At 62.4% G+C, this 17,003-nt stretch carries 17 protein-coding genes and 1 tRNA gene (1 of these 18 only partly in view); 3 read left to right on the top strand and 15 right to left on the bottom strand.

The window, feature by feature from the left end; genetic code table 11:
- Positions 1-566: the 5' portion of a protein-methionine-sulfoxide reductase catalytic subunit MsrP gene (gene msrP, locus F8A10_RS00505; RefSeq protein ID WP_152366462.1), read on the bottom strand. 331 nt of this gene lie to the left of the window's left edge; only the first 566 of its 897 coding nucleotides appear in the window; it begins with the start codon at positions 564-566; its stop codon lies beyond the left edge, outside the window.
- A gap of 131 nt (positions 567-697) precedes the next feature.
- Positions 698-3,316, bottom strand: coding sequence for an ATP-dependent chaperone ClpB (gene clpB / locus F8A10_RS00500; protein WP_085502743.1), 2,619 nt, complete (start codon positions 3,314-3,316; stop codon positions 698-700).
- A gap of 153 nt (positions 3,317-3,469) precedes the next feature.
- Between clpB and pyrF the strand changes: the two genes are divergently transcribed.
- Entirely contained in the window at positions 3,470-4,162 is a 693-nt protein-coding gene (gene pyrF, locus F8A10_RS00495; protein WP_010392233.1) for an orotidine-5'-phosphate decarboxylase, read from the top strand.
- Here the strand turns inward: pyrF and F8A10_RS00490 are convergent, their stop codons facing one another.
- Genes F8A10_RS00490 through F8A10_RS00470 form a run of 5 tightly spaced genes read right to left on the bottom strand, consistent with a single transcriptional unit; the run spans position 4,163 to position 7,313 of the window.
- Positions 4,163-4,792 carry a glutathione S-transferase family protein gene (locus tag F8A10_RS00490; protein WP_029371251.1) on the bottom strand — a complete coding sequence of 210 codons (630 nt, stop codon included), beginning with the start codon at positions 4,790-4,792 and terminating at the stop codon, positions 4,163-4,165.
- Between the two features lie 51 nt (positions 4,793-4,843).
- Positions 4,844-5,239: an NUDIX hydrolase gene (locus tag F8A10_RS00485; RefSeq protein WP_152366461.1), complete on the bottom strand. Its 396-nt coding sequence runs from the start codon at positions 5,237-5,239 to the stop codon at positions 4,844-4,846.
- A 20-nt stretch (positions 5,240-5,259) separates the two neighbouring features.
- Positions 5,260-5,532 (bottom strand): NfeD family protein, encoded by a 273-nt coding sequence (locus tag F8A10_RS00480; RefSeq protein ID WP_010392227.1) that lies wholly within the window; start codon positions 5,530-5,532, stop codon positions 5,260-5,262.
- Positions 5,533-5,543: 11 nt separating this feature from the next.
- Positions 5,544-6,431 carry an SPFH domain-containing protein gene (locus F8A10_RS00475; RefSeq protein WP_152366460.1) on the bottom strand — a complete coding sequence of 296 codons (888 nt, stop codon included), beginning with the start codon at positions 6,429-6,431 and terminating at the stop codon, positions 5,544-5,546.
- An 18-nt stretch (positions 6,432-6,449) separates the two neighbouring features.
- Positions 6,450-7,313 (bottom strand): N-formylglutamate amidohydrolase, encoded by an 864-nt coding sequence (locus tag F8A10_RS00470; RefSeq protein ID WP_152366459.1) that lies wholly within the window; start codon positions 7,311-7,313, stop codon positions 6,450-6,452.
- A gap of 184 nt (positions 7,314-7,497) precedes the next feature.
- Between F8A10_RS00470 and F8A10_RS00465 the strand changes: the two genes are divergently transcribed.
- Positions 7,498-7,572 (top strand) — tRNA-Val (locus F8A10_RS00465).
- A gap of 84 nt (positions 7,573-7,656) precedes the next feature.
- A complete protein-coding gene (gene ykgO, locus F8A10_RS00460; protein WP_010392221.1) occupies positions 7,657-7,782 on the top strand; it encodes a type B 50S ribosomal protein L36 in 126 nt (41 codons plus the stop codon).
- A 131-nt stretch (positions 7,783-7,913) separates the two neighbouring features.
- Here ykgO and F8A10_RS00455 read toward each other — a convergent pair whose 3' ends face one another.
- The 8 genes from F8A10_RS00455 to F8A10_RS00420 all read right to left on the bottom strand — a co-directional run bounded on the left by F8A10_RS00455 (position 7,914) and on the right by F8A10_RS00420 (position 16,896).
- Positions 7,914-8,357, bottom strand: a complete 444-nt coding sequence (locus F8A10_RS00455) for a DMT family transporter (RefSeq protein WP_152366458.1) — start codon at positions 8,355-8,357, stop codon at positions 7,914-7,916.
- Between the two features lie 108 nt (positions 8,358-8,465).
- Positions 8,466-9,683, bottom strand: a complete 1,218-nt coding sequence (locus tag F8A10_RS00450) for a phenylacetate--CoA ligase family protein (protein WP_085502748.1) — start codon at positions 9,681-9,683, stop codon at positions 8,466-8,468.
- Between the two features lie 18 nt (positions 9,684-9,701).
- Positions 9,702-10,526 carry an ABC transporter ATP-binding protein gene (locus tag F8A10_RS00445; protein ID WP_010392213.1) on the bottom strand — a complete coding sequence of 275 codons (825 nt, stop codon included), beginning with the start codon at positions 10,524-10,526 and terminating at the stop codon, positions 9,702-9,704.
- Between the two features lie 57 nt (positions 10,527-10,583).
- Positions 10,584-11,864, bottom strand: coding sequence for an ABC transporter substrate-binding protein (locus F8A10_RS00440; protein ID WP_010392211.1), 1,281 nt, complete (start codon positions 11,862-11,864; stop codon positions 10,584-10,586).
- Positions 11,865-11,908: 44 nt separating this feature from the next.
- Complete coding sequence (locus F8A10_RS00435; RefSeq protein ID WP_010392209.1) at positions 11,909-12,985, bottom strand: branched-chain amino acid ABC transporter permease; 1,077 nt, start codon at positions 12,983-12,985, stop codon at positions 11,909-11,911.
- Positions 12,986-13,125: 140 nt separating this feature from the next.
- Positions 13,126-14,106, bottom strand: a complete 981-nt coding sequence (locus tag F8A10_RS00430; protein ID WP_010392207.1) for a branched-chain amino acid ABC transporter permease — start codon at positions 14,104-14,106, stop codon at positions 13,126-13,128.
- 10 nt (positions 14,107-14,116) lie between these two features.
- Positions 14,117-14,923: an ABC transporter ATP-binding protein gene (locus F8A10_RS00425; RefSeq protein WP_010392205.1), complete on the bottom strand. Its 807-nt coding sequence runs from the start codon at positions 14,921-14,923 to the stop codon at positions 14,117-14,119.
- Positions 14,920-16,896 (bottom strand): AMP-binding protein, encoded by a 1,977-nt coding sequence (locus tag F8A10_RS00420; RefSeq protein ID WP_010392203.1) that lies wholly within the window; start codon positions 16,894-16,896, stop codon positions 14,920-14,922. Before F8A10_RS00420 ends, F8A10_RS00425 begins: the two co-directional genes overlap by 4 nt.
- Positions 16,897-17,003 lie beyond the last annotated feature (107 nt).

Raw genomic sequence — 17,003 nt, 5'->3', positions numbered from 1 at the left:
CCGGTCGCAAGAATGGTCAGGGGGTGCATGGCTTCGTCCAGCCGCAACCCCTCGCGATAGGGCCAGTCGATGATTCTGCTGCGCTGCCCGGGCATCTGCTCAGGATCGTGCAGCGTCTCGAATGCGACGAATTTCGCGCCGGACTGCACGCCCGCCTTGTCGAGCACCCCGGAAAGCGGCACGCCAAGCCAGGGAATGACCATGGACCACGCCTCGACGCAGCGCAGTCGGTAGATGCGCTCTTCCAGCGCGGCCTCGGGCACCAGATCCTCGACACCATAAGAACCGGGGCGATCGACCAGCCCGTCGATCTGGACCGACCACGGAGAGGTCTTCAGGCTGCCGGAGTTCTGCGCGGGATCGGTCTTGCCGGTCCCGAATTCGTAGAAGTTGTTGTAATTCGTGATCTCTTGCAGGCTGTTCGGCTTTTCGTCGGTAGAAAAGGCCGAGGGCTTTCCGCCCAGCCCCAGCGCCGGTGTCGCCACCGCTGCAATGCCTGCCGCGATAAAGGCCCTGCGGCTGAGGTAGGCCGCCTCGGGCGTTACATCCGACCATGTCAGCTTCATGCCGGTCCCTCCTGCACGCATCATCTCACCCAGAAGCGGTTAGGACGATGAAACTTCGCGTGATTGGACCCGATGCCAATGTGAAGAAGATCAAGAAAGGGGCGGATGCCGCAGCACCCGCCCCGATCCGCTTAATGCAACGGCACCCGGGGTCCGCCCTCGTCCAGACTGGACTGGGCCACGCGGTTGCCAACGACCAGCCCTTCGGGTCCGGCAGTGACATGGACGGTCTGGCCGTCCAGAACCTCTCCGGCGAGGATCATTTCGGCCAGGGGGTTCTGCAGGCTGCGCTGCAACACCCGTTTCAGCGGCCGGGCCCCAAAGACCGGGTCATAACCTTCGTCAGCCAGCCATTTCCGCGCAGCCTCGTCCAGATCCAGCATGATCTTGTGCTGGGCCAGACGGCCTTCCAGCTGGGCAAGTTGCAGCCCGACAATGGCGTCCATGTTGTCGCGCGTCAGGCGGTGGAAGATGATGATCTCGTCCAGGCGGTTCAGGAACTCGGGCCGGAAATGCGCGCGAACCGCATCCATGACCTGCGCACGTGCCTGGCTGGAATCGGCCCCTTCGGGCAGGGTCGAGAGCGCCTGCGCCCCAAGGTTCGAAGTCAGGACGATCAGCGTCTGCTTGAAGTCCACCGTCCGGCCCTGCCCGTCGGTCAGCTGACCATCGTCCAGAACCTGCAACAGCACGTTGAACACGTCCGGATGCGCCTTTTCGACCTCGTCGAACAGGATCACCTGATAGGGCCGGCGCCGCACCGCCTCGGTCAACACGCCCCCCTCATCATAGCCCACATAGCCCGGAGGCGCGCCGATCAGGCGGGCAACCGAGTGTTTCTCCATGAACTCGGACATGTCGATGCGGACCATGGCGCTGTCATCATCGAACAGGTATTCGGCGATCGCCTTGGTCAGCTCGGTCTTGCCAACCCCGGTCGGACCAAGAAAGAGAAAGCTGCCAAGCGGCCGTTTGGGATCGTTCAGCCCCGCACGCGCACGCCGCACGGCATTTGCAACCGCGCCCACCGCCTCGGTCTGGCCGATGACGCGCTTGCCAAGCACCTCTTCCATCTTCAGCAGCTTGTCACGCTCACCTTCCAGCATCTTGCTGGTGGGGATGCCGGTCCAGCGCTCGACCACCTCGGCGATCTGCTCGGGGCGGACGGTTTCCTCGACCATCAGCCCGTCCTCATTGCTTTCAGCATCGGCAAGCTGACGTTCAAGCGAGGGGATAATGCCATAGCTCAGCTCACCCGCGCGGGCCAGGTTGCCCTCGCGCTTGGCCTGATCCAGCTCGGCGCGGGCGCGGTCAAGCTGCTCTTTAAGCGTGCGCGAGCCCTCAAGCTTGGCGCGCTCGGCCTGCCAGCGGGCGGTCAGACCGGCCGATTTCTCTTGCAGATCGGACAGCTGGCGCTCCAGCTTTTCCAGCCGGTCCCTGGAGGCGGCGTCGTCCTCTTTCTTCAGGGCCTCGGCCTCGATCTGCAATTGCAGGATCTGACGGTCCAGCTGATCCAGCTCTTCGGGTTTGCTGTCGACCTCCATGCGCAGGCGGCTGGCCGCCTCGTCCACAAGGTCAATGGCTTTATCGGGCAGGAAACGGTCGGTGATATAGCGATGCGACAGGGTCGCAGCCGCCACCAACGCCGCGTCGCTGATGCGTACGCCGTGATGCAGCTCATATTTCTCTTTGATGCCGCGCAGGATGCTGATCGTGTCCTCAACCGTCGGCTCTTGCACCAGAACAGGCTGGAAACGACGGGCCAGGGCCGCGTCCTTTTCGATATACTTGCGATATTCGTCCAGCGTCGTTGCGCCGACGCAATGCAGCTCACCCCGCGCCAAAGCGGGCTTGATCAGGTTCGCGGCATCCATCGCACCGTCGGTCTTGCCAGCACCGACCAGCACATGCAGCTCGTCGATGAAAAGGATGATCTCGCCAGCGGCGGTCTCGATCTCTTTCAGGACGGATTTCAGACGCTCTTCGAACTCGCCGCGATATTTCGCCCCGGCGATCAAAGCGCCCATGTCCAGCGCCCAAAGCTGCTTGTTGCGCAGCGATTCCGGCACATCGCCGTTGACGATGCGCAGGGCCAGACCCTCGGCGATGGCCGTCTTGCCGACGCCGGGCTCACCGATCAGCACCGGGTTGTTCTTGGTACGACGGCTCAGCACCTGCATGGCGCGGCGGATTTCCTCGTCGCGACCGATAATCGGGTCGATCTTGCCCTCGGCAGCCGCCTCGGTCAGATTGCGGGCGTATTTCGACAAGGCCTCATAACTGTCCTCGGCACCGGCGCTGTCAGCGGTGCGACCCTTGCGGATCTCATTGATCGCGGCGTTCAGCGCCTGCGCAGTGACCTTGCCAGCCGTCAAAGCATCACGGGCATTGGTGTTGACGACGGCAAGCGCGGTCAGCACCCGCTCGGCCGGAACAAAGCTGTCGCCGGCCTTTTTCGCCAGATTCTCGGCCTCATCCAGCACGCGCACCAGCGAGGTATCAACATAGACCTGGCCCTGCCCGCCGCTGATTTTGGGCTGTTTGGCAACCGCCTGATCCACGGCCTGACGGACTGCCTGGGCATCACCCCCGGCGCGCGCGATCAGGTTGCTGGCAAAGCCCTGCTCGTCATCCATCATCGCCTTGAGCAGGTGCTCTGGCATGACGCGCTGATTATCCTCGCGGATGGCGATGGTCTGCGCCGCCTGCAGGAAACCACGCGACCGTTCCGTGAATTTTTCCATATCCATATGAAGTTCCTTTCTTCAGCCCCCGCGTTGGATCGCCCGCATTGGCACGATCCGGCTCGGGTCCTGCCTCAGAAATGGGCAGGGACAAACAGGCTTTCAAGTCGGCAGGCATGGGCCTATAAGCGGGTCGTTTGTCGCAGGCTGAGGGGATCCATGGACGACCGTCTGATCGTGGCGCTGGACGTGCCGAATGCGCTTGCCGGGCTGGAACTGGCCCAGAAGATCGGCGACGCCGCCAGCTTTTACAAGATCGGCCTTGGCATGCTGACCGGGGGCGGACTTGCCCTTGCCAATGAGCTGAAGCAGGAACATGGCAAGCGCATCTTCCTTGACATGAAGTTCTTTGACATCGGCGCCACGGTCGAGGCAGCGGTCAGGGGCATTGCCCAATACGATCTGGATTTCCTGACCGTTCACGGCGACCCGCATGTGGTGCGCGCGGCCAAGCAGGGCGCGGGCAGTTCGGGGCTGAGGATCCTTGCCGTGACGATCCTGACCTCGCTTGACCGGGCCGACCTTGACGCCGGACTGATCGTGCCCGGCGATCTGGCCGAAATCGTGACCACCCGCGCCGCCCGAGCCTTTGAGGCCGGGGCCGACGGCGTCATCGCCAGCCCGCGCGAGGCGGCACTGATCCGCGCCCTGCCCGAAGCACGGGGCCGGCTGATCGTCACCCCCGGGGTGCGCCCGGCAGGCAGCGCAGCCGGTGACCAGAAGCGGATCGAGACCCCTGCCACCGCCATCGCCAGCGGCGCCGATCACATCGTCGTCGGCCGGCCGATCTGGCAGGCCGAAGACCCGCGCACCGCAGCACAGGCCATTCAGGCCGAACTGGCCGGGATCTGATCAGCCGAAATTGCGCTGAAAGACCGGGGCAAGATCCTCGCGCGCCGCAGTTGCACGCGCGATCGACCAGATTTTGGGCGTATGCTGCTGAAACCACTCGGGACCGGGTTTCCAGTTTGTCATCACCGCCAGATAGATATCCAGAGCCGAGAACCGCTCGCCAAGGAAATGAGGTCTTCTGACCGCGCCCTCAACGGCAGTCCACAGCTCTTTCAACCGCTCGCTGGTCGCCTCGCCCAGCTCTTTTTGCGCGGTGGGGTCGCTTAGAAAGCGGGACGGATCATCGCCAAAGGTAAAACAGGGATAGACCTGCGCCACCAGAAAGATCAGCCAGCGCAGGAAACGGGGCCGCTCGGTTGCGGTCGGCTCGGGTACCAGATCGTCGCGTCCGGTCATCTCGGCGAGATAGAGAGTGATCGCCGCGCTTTCCGACATCACCCGGCCATCAGGCAGGATCAGCACCGGAATCTGCCCTGCGGGGCTGATCCGCATCAGTTCTCGCCGGGCGGTGGCGTCCAGAAACAGGTCTGCGATCTCGATGCTTTCAGCCTCAAGCCCGTAATGGGCAAGCTGCGCCTCGATCAGCGCCGATCCCCAGCCGTTGCGGCGGTAAAGCTGCATCCGGGACATGCGTGCCTCCTTGCTGTCGATGCGGCGATCATGCACCCAGGCCGACGATTTTCAAATCCCGCATCCCGTCCCGGCAAGAACAAGCCGTACCCGATCCCGGAAATGCGGCACCGCGCGCGGATGGGCGACGAATTCGGCAACCGGCATCATCCGCCACTCTTGCCCCTCATCGCCGAAACGGATCGCCGCGATCTCATCCTTGCTGATCAAGCCGTGAAACAGCCACGAATCCCGGCCCACAGACGCGGACGAATCGAAAACCCGCGCCGTCAGCCGCCCGGGGTCGATCCGCAGCCCGAATTCCTCATGCAATTCGCGCAGGGCGCATTCGATGGGCGATTCGCCCGGCTCGGCCCCGCCACCGGGCAGATCCCAATGCGCCGGAAACGGGATCCAGTCGTAATCATCGCGCAGACATGTCAGCAGGTGCCCACCATGGGTAAGCACCAGCTTGGCACCGACGAAATCTAGTTGTCGTTGATGTCGCGGGTCCAGATCCGCACCTCGCTTCGGCTGGTGCCGAAAATGCGCCGCAGCACCAACCAGATCACCCCTGTCAGGATCGCCGTGACGACAAGCGCCAGTGGCAGCCCGCCGCCCCAGAGACCGGAAAGCAGGGCCAGACCCATCAGCAGAACCGCGGCGGCAAGCCCCAGAAAGAACCAGCCCGGCAATGCCAGCTCAAGCGCCGCGAAAACCAGCGCGACGATGATCCACAACCAACCGTTCGACCAAACCATCGGCTGTCCCCTTATTTCGCGCCGCGGAACATGCGGAACGCGTCGCCAAGCGCCTCGACCGCCGAGGCCGGCACGATCACGGTCTGACGGCCCTGCCCCTTGCCGACCTCGGCCAGGACATCGACCTGACGCATCGCGACCTGATATTGCGCGGCTTCAAGCCCGCCTTCGCGGATCGCAGTGGCGATGGCGGCGGTGGCATAGGCATCGGCATCGGCAAGCATGCGCTTGGCCTTGGCCTGCTGCTCGGCAGCGTAAAGCTCGCCATCGGCGGCCAGCTCGACCGCGCGGCGGCGGCCTTCGGCCTCGGTGACCTGAGCGCGGCGGGCGCGCTCGGCATTAAGCTGTTGCAGCATCGCGGCCCGCGTCGCCTCGTCCAGATTGACGTCCAGGATCTCGGCCCGCGTCACCTCGATGCCCCAGTCATCGACGATATTGGCCAGCGCCTCGCGGATCCGCTCGATCAGCTGGGCGCGGTTCGACTGGACCTGATCCAGTTCCATCGTGCCGATTTCCGAGCGCACGATCCCCGCAACAGTGGTGCTGATCGCCGCGTCCACGTCGCGGATGCGATAGACGGCCTTTTCCGGCTCGATGATGCGGTAAAAGACGCTCGTCTCGACCTGCACCAGCACGTTGTCAGCGGTGATCGCATCCTGACGCGCAGTCGGAAGCTGACGTTCGAGGATCGAGATCCGGTGCGCGACCCGATCAAGGAAGGGCACAATGAAGTTGATCCCCGGCCCCAGCACCGAATGCAGCCGGCCAAAGCGTTCGACCACGTATTTTTCAGATTGCGGAACGATTCGGACAGCGCTGCGGACCGCAAAGAGGATCACCACAGCCAGAATGATCAGGGCGAGGTTCCGGCTGATCAGTTCGGCGATTTCAGGCGGCATGAGGAGGTCCTTTCGTTATCATTCAGCCGCAAAGGCCGAATCGCATTCATCAGGGCGCAGACGCGCCAGCCGCGCGATGACGCGGGCAAAGCGAGCCCGAAACTGGTCGAAATCGGCGCGCGGCTCAATCCGGTGTTCATCCATGTACAGCGAGCGGTCAAGCTCTAGCTGCACCACATGCACATTCTCGCGCGGGCGGCCATAGGTCTGGGTGATATAGGCCCCCGAAAAGGGAGAATTGCGCCGCAGGCGGAAACCTTCGGCCGCCACCGCCTCGGCCACCCCGGCGCTGATGCGGGGCGCAGCCGAAACACCGTTACGATCACCCAGCACCATGTCGGGACGCGGACGAGGCAGATGCGTCAGCGCATCGCGCGGCATCGAATGCATGTCGATCAGAACAGCACCGCCAAAGCGCGACACCGCCTCCTGGATCAGGGCAGAAAGCGCCTGATGATAGGGACGCCACAACCGGGCGATTCGCTGATCGGCCTCTTCGCGGGGAATCGGGCGGTCGTGAATCGCCCTTCCTTGCGAGACGACACGGGGAATCACCCCCAGCCCGGCCATGATCCGCGGGTTCATCATCCCGGGCGCCCCGCCCGAAACGACGAGCGGGTCGATTTCCTCGGGGCCACGGTTCAGATCGACAACGCAGCGCGGCACCCGTGCCGTCAGTACCACCGCACCATGGTCAAGCGCAGGCGCGATCAGGCGATCGACGAAAGCATCCTCGGACGAGCGCAACTGCTGCGGGTCCAGCCGTGATTCGGCCAGAAACCAGTCAGGATAGGCCCGGCCCGAATGCGGCGAGGCAAAGATCACCCCACCCAGCCACCGCTGCGGCAGCATCAGATCGAAGGTCGGCTCAGCACTTTTCATTTCTGGCGTTTCCCGGCGGCGCGTCCGGCGCCAGTTCTGGGTGACAGACAGAAATGTTTATAAACCATGAATGAGAAGCGCCAATAGCTGTCGATTGAGGGCTTGAAAGCCGCACGCGAGGTAGCTATAGACACGCGGACCAAGGCGATATGACAGCGAAAGCTGAAAGAATCACCTGTTCGGGGGGCGGTTAGCTCAGCGGTAGAGCACTACGTTGACATCGTAGTGGCCACTGGTTCGATCCCAGTACCGCCCACCATTCAATTCACGCCCCCGGGGCTTAACCGGGGGTATTTCGTTTCCAAGGCGCGACCTAGCGATGCGCCGCGATAGGAGAAGACCGATGAAGGTTCGCAATTCGCTCCGCTCGCTGAAGAGCCGTCACCGTGATTGCCAGATCGTGCGCCGCAAGGGCCGTATCTATATCATCAACAAGACCAACCCGCGCTTCAAAGCCCGTCAGGGCTGAGAACCGGCGAATCATCCGATTCGTGAACGCCCGTCGGCCCTGCGCCACGGGCGTTTTCCGTATGCGCGGGAAACCCTGTCATGTGGGGCTGACTGCCCCACACCCCGTGGATATTTGAACACGAAAGAAAATCAGAAGCGCGAGAGAATGAGCCCGCCGCCGACCATCAGGGCCGCAAGAAGGCGTGGGATAGACAGGTCGCGCACCGGCAGGCCAAAGGCCCCGATCCGGTCAAGCAGGATGGCCGCGATGATCTGGCCAAGCGCCAGGGCGCAAAGCGCGGTAAGCGTGCCGAGGCGCGGCAGGCTCCAGACCATGGTCCAGACGTAAAAGGCACCAAGCACGCCGCCTGTCCACATCCACCAATCTGCGGAGACTGCGCGCAGGAAGGCGCGGCCCTGTCCCATGGCGAGGGTTCCGAGCGTCAGCAGGACAAAGCCGATACCAAAGGAGATCGCCGCGGCAGCAAGCGGGCTTTGTACCCCACGCCCAAGGGCGGCATTGATCGGGGCCTGCACGGCAATGCAGACCCCGGCCAGCGTGACAAAGATGGCAGTGAGTAGCGGAAACTGCATGGATGCTCCTTTTACCGGAGGGTCAAGCGGATCGCGCGCGGAATGCGCGATCCCGATAGCACCATGGCAGCCCGGCTTCCAGAGCCGCAGCCCGCTGGGGGCTGTGCCTTAGTCGTAGCTGCGGCGATCCTCGATCACCTTGCCGTCGTTTGGCAGCGAACCCGGTGCCACCAGCTCGACCCGACCGCGAAGCTTCAGCGTGTCGAGCACAGTGCCCTCGTATTGCGCGGCGTCTTCGGCCGGGGTTTCCAGCAGAACGGTCATGACATCCATATCCCCGCTACGGTCTGCGACCACGCGGGCGCGCGAGATTTCGGGATGGCGGGCGACCAGTGCCGCGACCTGTTCGGGGCGGACAAACATGCCCTTGATCTTGGTCGTCTGGTCGGCCCGGCCCATCCAGCCCTTGATACGCATATTGGTGCGGCCGCAGGGGCTTTCCCCCGGCAGAACCGCCGAGAGATCGCCCGTCGCAAAGCGCACCAGCGGATAATCGGGGTTGAGCGTAGTCACGACGACCTCGCCCACCTCGCCCTCTGGCACGGGATCACCGGTGCCGGGACGGACGATTTCGACGATCACGCGTTCATCGACGATCAGCCCCTCCATCGCCGGGGATTCATAGGCGATCAGCCCCAGATCGGCGGTGGCATAGCATTGCGCCGTAGCGATGCCGCGATCAGCGTAAGCCTGGCGCAGACTTGGAAACAGCGCCCCACCCGAGACAACGGCCCTGGTAAAGCGCAGGCGCTCACCCATCTGATCGGCCTTGTCCAGCATCACCTTAAGATAGTCGGGCGTCCCGGCGTAAACCGTGGTGCCGATATCGACAGCGGCGCGGATCTGCAGTTCGGTCTGACCGGTGCCGGCAGGCAGGGTCGCGGCCCCGACCGCGCGCGCAGCGCTTTCAAACATCATTCCCGCCGGTGTCAGATGATAGCCAAAGCAATTGTGCAGGATATCGCCCGGACCAACGCCCGCCGCATGCAGAAAGCGACCCAGCCGCCACCAGTCGCCATCGCGGCGGCCTGGTTCGTAGATCGGGCCGGGACTTTGGAAGATATTCTCAAAGTCATGGGCCGGACGGGTGGTGAAGCCGCCAAACGGTGGCGTCTTTTGCTGCGCCTCGGAAAGGGCGGATTTACGGATCACAGGCAGGCTGGCCAGCGCCTCGCGGCTGGTGATCTGGCCGGGCCCGACATCGGCAAGGATCTCGGCCAGCGCCGGAGCTTGCCGGGCGCGCATCAACGCAGCGGGCAGTTCAGCCGCCAGCCAGGATGCCCGCGCCTCGGCGCTGCGGGTTTCCAGTTCATCATAGAATGTCATGGGGATGCCTTTCTGCGCTCAGGCCAGCCAGCGTTTGCGCCGGCGATAGGATCGCACGTCGCGAAAGCTCTTGCGGCCCTGATCGGACATGCCGAGATAGAATTCCTTGACGTCGGGGTTCTCGCGCAGCGCATCCGCCGGCCCGTCCATCACCACGCGGCCGCTTTCAAGGATATAGCCGTAATGGGCATAGCGCAGCGCGACATTGGTGTTTTGCTCGGCCAGCAGGAAGGTCACGCCCTCCCCTTCGTTCACGGCCTTGACGATCTCAAAGATCTGCTCGACCAGCTGCGGCGCAAGACCCATCGAGGGTTCATCAAGCAAGATCGTCTCGGGTCGTGACATAAGCGCGCGGCCCATGGCGCACATCTGCTGCTCGCCCCCGGACGTATAGCCGGCCTGGCTTTTGCGACGCTCTTTGAGACGTGGGAAATAGGAATAGACCATCTCAAGATCACGGGCGATCTCGGCCCGGCCATCGGTGCGGGTATAGGCGCCGGTGAGCAGGTTTTCTTCGATCGTCAGGTGCTCAAAGCAATGGCGGCCCTCCATCACCTGAATCACGCCCTTCTTGACCAGTGCGGCGGGATCAAGCTCCTGTACCCGCTCGCCGCGGTAGCTGATCGTGCCTTTGGTGACCTCGCCCCGTTCCGAATGCAGAAGGTTCGAGATCGCCTTCAGCGTCGTCGTCTTGCCCGCGCCATTGCCGCCCAAAAGCGCAGTGATGCCGCCCTTGGGCACCGACAGGCTGACGCCCTTGAGCACCAGAATGACGTGATTGTAGATCACCTCGATATTGTTGACCTCCAGCAGGGTTTCGCGGTCAGGTGCGGCGTCGAACATGGGGTTCTCCCTCAAGGCGGGTGAGTGGCCCCGGCGGCGGACCGCCGGGGCAATAGGTCAGCAGCGCGGCGAAATACCGGCTTCCTTGGCATAGGCCTCGCTATCCTCAAGGATCAGCGGGTCCAGAACCTCCTGATCGGGCTGGGTAAAGTCCGAAATCAGCGTCCACTTGCCTGCCGAGGCGTCCCATTGCTGCAGCCGCGCCATCCCGCTGCCGCCATGGTTGTCGCAGGTCATGCGGATCTCGGGGCCAAAGTCGGGCAGGCCCAGTTCGGACAGCCGCTCGGGCGTGATCTCCAGCGCCTCGAAACCATCACGCAGCTGAGCTGCGGTGATATTCGATGTGCCCGACAGCTCTTGCGCCTTGCGGATCGCCTCGGCGATGACGACGGCGGCATACATGCCACGCGAATAAAGCACCGAACCGACGAATTGCCCGCCTTGCGAAGCCTTACCCGGTTCGATGACGAACTTCTTCATGTCCTCATAGATCGGGTAGCCGGTGCCGACACCGTGGAAGGTCAGCGCCTTGTAGCCGTTGGCGCTTGCGCCCACCGGCTTGACGTCCACCTCAGAGCCCGACCACCAGATCCCGATAAAGTTCTCCATCGGGAAGCGGATGTTGGCAGCCTCCTGAATGGCAGTCTGGTTCATCACGCCCCAACCCCACATCAGCACGTAATCGGGCTTGTCACGGCGGATCTGCAACCACTGGCTTTTCTGTTCCTGCCCGGGCGGGTCGACAGGCAGCTCGGTCAGGCTGAAGCCATGTTTCCTGGATAGTTCTTGCAGGGTGCGGATCGGCTCTTTGCCATAGGCCGAGTTGTGATAGATCAGCGCGATCTTTTTGCCTTCCAGGCTGCCGCCGTTCTGGTCTAGCAGGTATTTCACCGCCACGCTCGCCCCGTCCCAATAGTTCGCAGGAGCGTTAAAGACCCATTCGAACACCTTGCCGTTCTTGGCCGAGGTCCGGCCGTAACCCGGGGTGTAAAGCGGAATCTTGTCCGCCGAGACCTTGGGGATCAGCTGATAGGTGATACCAGTCGACAGCGGGTTATAGACCAGCGCACCAGAACCTTTGGTCGCCTCGTAACATTCGACGCCTTCTTCGGTGTTATAGGCGGTCTCGCATTCGGGGGTCTGGACCTTTTCGCCGCCGATGCCGCCGTCACGCTCGTTCAGCAGGGTAAAATAGTCGTTGAACCCATCGGCATATTGCGTGCCGTTCGCACCATAAGGTCCGGTCCGATAGCTGAGGTTCGGCACCACCAGATCGGCCATGGCCGGCGCCGCCGCCATAAGGGCCCCCAGCGCGACAGTTGCAAGCTTCAGTTTCATCTTGGTCTCCTCCCCAAGGGTGTGTTTCGCCGGTTGTCCGGTCGTTAATGCGGGAACGGCCACAGCCGCAGCTTCTCTTTTGCCAGCTGCCACAGCCGGGCCAGGCCATGCGGCTCAACGATCAGAAAGAACACGATCAGCGCGCCAACAATCATCAGCTCAAGATGGGCGGCGAGGTCGGTTGGCCAGCCCAGCTGCACAACCAGCAGGTTCTTAAGAAAGACCGGCAGCAGGACCAGAAAGGCCGCGCCGGCAAAGCTGCCAAAGATACTGCCAAGCCCGCCGATGATGATCATGAACAGGACCAGAAAGCTCTTGTTGATGCCAAAGGCCTCGGTCGCTTCAGCCGCACCCAGATAGACCGCAAAAAGCAGCGCCCCTGCGATGCCGACAAAAAAGCTTGATACGGCAAAGGCCGACAGCTTGGCGGTCAGTGGGTTAACCCCGATGATCTCGGCTGCGATATCCATGTCGCGGATCGCCATCCATTTGCGCCCGACACTGCCCCGGGTCAGGTTCCGGGCCACCCAGGCCAGCACGACAGCGAATACAAGACAGATCAGATACTTAGCCGAAGCCGTAGTCGCAGGCCCGGTCACCGCCCAGCCAAGAATGGTGCGCTCGGGTGCGTTGATCTGGCCCGAGGCCGAATAGTTGTAAAACCACGGCACCTTGTTGAACAACCAGACCAGAAAGAACTGTGCCGCCAATGTCGCCACCGCCAGATAAAAGCCCTTGATCCGCAGGCTCGGCAGACCGAACAGCACCCCGACCACAGCGGTAATCGCCCCGGCCAGCAGAATATGGATGATGATCGGCACCGCTGGCAGGGCAATCATCAGCTTGTAGACGGCATAGGCACCCACAGCCATGAAGCCGCCGGTGCCCAGACTGACCTGCCCGGCATAACCGGTCAGGATGTTCAGCCCGATGGCGGCGATGGCATAGATCAGGAAAGGCACCAGAACCGCATTGGCCCAATAGCTGTCGATGACCAGCGGCACGACCAGAAAGGCCACCGCCAGGATCGCGTAATAGCCCCAGCGGTCCAGCCGGATCGGAAAGGTCTGGCCATCGTCACGATAGCTCGTCTTGAAATCACCCGCCTCACGGTAAAGCATCCGTTCCTCCCAGCGTCACGCCTTGCCAGCAGGGGCCATGCGCCCCCGCAATCCCGCCGGGCGGTGGCTCACGAAGGACAGGCCCGCGCCCTTCTTTCGTGCCCAAATATCCCCGCCGGAGGCATAGAAAGTTTTCATGTTCAGACCCGCTCGATGATGCGCTCGCCAAACAGGCCCTGCGGCCGAAAGACCAGAAAGATCAGTGCCAGCACATAGGCGAACCAGTTCTCGGTCGCGCCGCCGACCATCGGGCCAATGAAATATTCAAACAGCTTTTCGCCCATACCGATGATCAGCCCGCCGACAATGGCCCCGGGGATCGAGGTGAACCCGCCCAGCATCAGCACCGGCAGCGCCTTGAGCGCGATCAGCGACAGCGAAAACTGCACCCCCGATTTCGTGCCCCACATGATACCCGCGACAAGGGCGACGAAACCGGCAATCGACCAGACCATGATCCAGATGAATTGCAGGCTGATGCCGACGGACAGCGCCGCCTGATGGTCGTCGGCGACGGCGCGCATCGCCCTGCCCTGTTTGGTATATTGTGAAAACCCGACCAGCGCCGCGACCAGAACCGCCGCGATCATCGCCGCCCAGATATCCAGGCGGTCTATAAAGAAACCATAGCCCAGCCAGTCGTTGGTCAGCGTCTCGACAGTTTCGGAAATGCCCTGCGGCAGGCCGACGTCCAGCACTTTGACGTCCGCGCCCCACATTACGTCCCCAAGCCCCTCCAGGAACCATGCAAGACCGATGGTTGCCATGAACAGGATGATCGGCTCTTGCCCGACCAGATGTTTCAGCACCAGCTTTTCGATGGCGATGGCAACGCCGACCATGACCAGCGCGGTCAGAAGGATCGCCACGGCCCCCGGCACGGTCCAGCCAAAGCTGGACACATGAATCCCAAAGACCGCCCCCAAAAGATGGGCAAAGGGCACCCTGCCCTCCATGATGCCAACCAGCGTCATGGCGGCGAAAAGCGCCAGCACCCCCTGGGCATAGTTAAAGACGCCAGAAGCCTTGTAGATCAGCACGAATCCCAGGGCGACCAGCGAATACATCACCCCGGCCATCAGGCCGTTCAGCAGGATTTCGCTTGCATAGAGAAATTCCATCGCCGCCCCCTTACTCGTGCGCCACGCCCAGATAGGCGCTGATCACCTCGGGATTGTTGCGCACCTCGTCAGGGGTGCCGTCACCGATCTTGCGCCCGTAATCCATCACCACCACCCGGTCGCTCAGATCCATGACCACACCCATGTCGTGTTCGATAAGAGCGATGGTGGTGCCGAATTCGTCATTCACATCGAGGATAAAGCGGCACATGTCCTCTTTCTCTTCGACATTCATGCCCGCCATCGGCTCATCAAGCAGCAGGATCTTTGGCTCGGCCGCCAGCGCCCGCGCCAGTTCGACCCGCTTTTTCAGACCATATGGCAGCCGGCCCACCGGCGTCTTGCGGATGTTCTGGATTTCCAGAAAGTCGATGATCTTCTCGACCTGCTCACGGTTTTCGACCTCTTCGCGCTCGGCGCGACCCCACCACAGGGCCTGGCTCCAGATCGGCGCCTTCATCATGTTCAGGCGCCCGGTCATGATATTGTCCAGAACGGACATGCCATCGAACAACGCAATATTCTGAAAGGTGCGGGCAATGCCCAGCCGCGCTACCTCATAGGGTCTCATCGGGCCGCGCCGCTCACCGCGAAACCGGATCTCACCCTCTTGCGGGACGTAAAATCCGGAAATCACGTTCAGCATCGAGGACTTGCCCGCACCGTTCGGGCCGATGATGGCGCGGATCTCGCCCTCGCGGATGTTGAAGCTGATGTCCTTGATCGCCGTCACGCCGCCAAAGCGCAGGGTGATGTTTTTCAGATCCATCAGCACATCGCCGATGCGGCGGCCGTCGGGGGTAAGTTCTTCGGTCATTCGGCAGCCACCTTCTGCGATTGGGCGGTCGGGAAGGTCCGCGCGCTCTCGATCTTCAGCGTCGCGCGGATCTCACCCTTGCGGCCGTCCTCATAGGTCACTTCGGTCCGGGTGCTGACCGTGTCGCGCCCGTCATAAAGCGCATCAATCAGATCGGCGTATTTCTCGGCGATGATGTTGCGGCGGACCTTGCGGGTGCGGGTCATCTCGCCATCGTCGGGATCAAGCTCTTTGTGCAGCACCAGAAACCGGCTGATCTGACAGCCCGAAAGCATCGGGTCACGGGCGACCGAGTCATTGACCGCCTCGACATGCTCTTTGATCGTTGCATAGACCTGCGGATGGCCGGCCAGCTCTTGATAGCTGGCATAGGCGATATTATTGCGCTCGGCCCAGTTGCCGACCGCCGTCAGGTCGATGTTGATAAAGGCCGTGCACATGTCGCGGCCAGCGCCAAAGACCACCGCCTCAAGGATGTTGGGATAGAACTTCAGCTTGTTCTCGACATATTTGGGCGCAAACATCCGCCCGTCGGCCATGCGGCCCACATCCTTGGCGCGGTCGATGATGCGCAGGTGCCCGCTGCCTTCCTCAAAGAACCCGGCATCGCCCGTCGCCACCCACCCCTCGGCGTCCTTGGTCGAGGCGGTGCTTTCCGGGTTGTTGTAATATTCGACGAATACCCCGGGTGAGCGATAAAAGACCTCGCCACTGGGGGCGATACGCAGCTCGACCCCCGGCGAAGGCACGCCAACCGTATCCGAACGCACCTGCCCGTCAGGCTGCTGGGTGATAAAGACCGAAGCTTCGGTCTGGCCGTAAAGCTGCTTGAGGTTGATCCCGAGACTGCGGTAAAAATCAAAGATCTCGGGGCCGATCGCCTCGCCCGCGGTATAGCCGACACGAATGCGCGAATAGCCCAGCGTATTCTTGAGCGGGCCATAGATCAGCACATTGCCCAGCGCATGATGCAACCGGTCCAGCAGCCCGACCGGCTTGCCGTCAAGCAAAGCCGGACCAACGCGGCGGGCAACAGCCATAAAGTGCCGAAACAGCCAGCGCTTCAAACGACCCGCGTCCTCCATGCGGATCATCACACTGGTCAGCTGACCCTCAAAGACCCGGGGCGGAGCAAAGAAATAAGTCGGCCCGATCTCGCGCATGTCGGTCATCATGGTATGCGCACTTTCGGGACAGTTCACCGTAAAGCCCGCCCAATAAGCCTGGCCGACCGAAAAGATGAAATCGCCGACCCAGGCCATGGGCAGATAGGCGAGCACCTCTTCACGCTCGGTCAGATGATCAAAGGCCGCGCTGTTCTTAGCCGTTTCGATGATGTTGCGGTTGGACAGCACCACGCCCTTGGGCTTGCCGGTGGTACCCGAGGTGTAAAGCATGACGCAGGTGTCGTCATAGCCCAACACGGCGGTGCGGCTGTCCAGTTCGGCACCCAGCCGCTGCTCGGCGGCGCGACCCTCGGCCTGCACATCGGCCAGCGCATTCATGTGGGAATGGTCGTATTTCCGCATCCCGCGCTTGTCGGTATAGACGATATGCTCGACCGAGGGCGCGCGCTCGCCCACCTCCAGTACCTTGTCCACCTGTTCCTGATCGCCGCAGACGACAAAGCGCGCGCCGCAATGGTGCAGCACATAGGCCATCTCTTCGGCGACCGCGTCCTGATACAGCGGCACCGGTACCGCGCCGCACATCTGCGCCGCGACCATGGCCCAGTAATGGGCAGGCCGGTTGCGGCCGACGATGGCGACACGGTCGCCCCGGTTCAATCCCAGCACCAGAAAACCCAGCGCCAGAGCACGGATTTCAGTTGCAGCCTCGGCCCAGGTCCAGCTTTGCCAGATCCCGAATTCCTTTTCCCGATAGGCGGGCCGGCCGCCGAAACGCACGGCATTGCGCGCCAGCAACGCCGGAATCGACTGCAAGCCGGCTTGTGCCGCCTCAGCGTTCTGCATGGTTCCTCCCCTTGCCGTCCGGGCTCCTCTTCCCTCTGGCTATTGCAGCTTATTGCGGCAATTCTTGCGTCAGTTTTTCCTGAATCCTACGAATTGTTACAGGTGCC

Source organism: Paracoccus kondratievae (genome assembly GCF_009301415.1).
GTDB lineage: Bacteria > Pseudomonadota > Alphaproteobacteria > Rhodobacterales > Rhodobacteraceae > Paracoccus > Paracoccus kondratievae.
This window is presented reverse-complemented; position numbering and strand designations above follow the sequence as displayed.

What these genes read in the sequence shown, in the direction of transcription:
- clpB (WP_085502743.1), bottom strand. Translation starts at nt 3,316, where the DNA reads ATGGATATGGAAAAATTCACGGAACGGTCGCGTGGTTTCCTGCAGGCG.
- pyrF (WP_010392233.1), top strand. Translation starts at nt 3,470, where the DNA reads ATGGACGACCGTCTGATCGTGGCGCTGGACGTGCCGAATGCGCTTGCC.
- F8A10_RS00490 (WP_029371251.1), bottom strand. Translation starts at nt 4,792, where the DNA reads ATGTCCCGGATGCAGCTTTACCGCCGCAACGGCTGGGGATCGGCGCTG.
- F8A10_RS00480 (WP_010392227.1), bottom strand. Translation starts at nt 5,532, where the DNA reads ATGGTTTGGTCGAACGGTTGGTTGTGGATCATCGTCGCGCTGGTTTTC.
- F8A10_RS00475 (WP_152366460.1), bottom strand. Translation starts at nt 6,431, where the DNA reads ATGCCGCCTGAAATCGCCGAACTGATCAGCCGGAACCTCGCCCTGATC.
- F8A10_RS00470 (WP_152366459.1), bottom strand. Translation starts at nt 7,313, where the DNA reads ATGAAAAGTGCTGAGCCGACCTTCGATCTGATGCTGCCGCAGCGGTGG.
- ykgO (WP_010392221.1), top strand. Translation starts at nt 7,657, where the DNA reads ATGAAGGTTCGCAATTCGCTCCGCTCGCTGAAGAGCCGTCACCGTGAT.
- F8A10_RS00455 (WP_152366458.1), bottom strand. Translation starts at nt 8,357, where the DNA reads ATGCAGTTTCCGCTACTCACTGCCATCTTTGTCACGCTGGCCGGGGTC.
- F8A10_RS00450 (WP_085502748.1), bottom strand. Translation starts at nt 9,683, where the DNA reads ATGACATTCTATGATGAACTGGAAACCCGCAGCGCCGAGGCGCGGGCA.
- F8A10_RS00445 (WP_010392213.1), bottom strand. Translation starts at nt 10,526, where the DNA reads ATGTTCGACGCCGCACCTGACCGCGAAACCCTGCTGGAGGTCAACAAT.
- F8A10_RS00440 (WP_010392211.1), bottom strand. Translation starts at nt 11,864, where the DNA reads ATGAAACTGAAGCTTGCAACTGTCGCGCTGGGGGCCCTTATGGCGGCG.
- F8A10_RS00435 (WP_010392209.1), bottom strand. Translation starts at nt 12,985, where the DNA reads ATGCTTTACCGTGAGGCGGGTGATTTCAAGACGAGCTATCGTGACGAT.
- F8A10_RS00430 (WP_010392207.1), bottom strand. Translation starts at nt 14,106, where the DNA reads ATGGAATTTCTCTATGCAAGCGAAATCCTGCTGAACGGCCTGATGGCC.
- F8A10_RS00425 (WP_010392205.1), bottom strand. Translation starts at nt 14,923, where the DNA reads ATGACCGAAGAACTTACCCCCGACGGCCGCCGCATCGGCGATGTGCTG.
- F8A10_RS00420 (WP_010392203.1), bottom strand. Translation starts at nt 16,896, where the DNA reads ATGCAGAACGCTGAGGCGGCACAAGCCGGCTTGCAGTCGATTCCGGCG.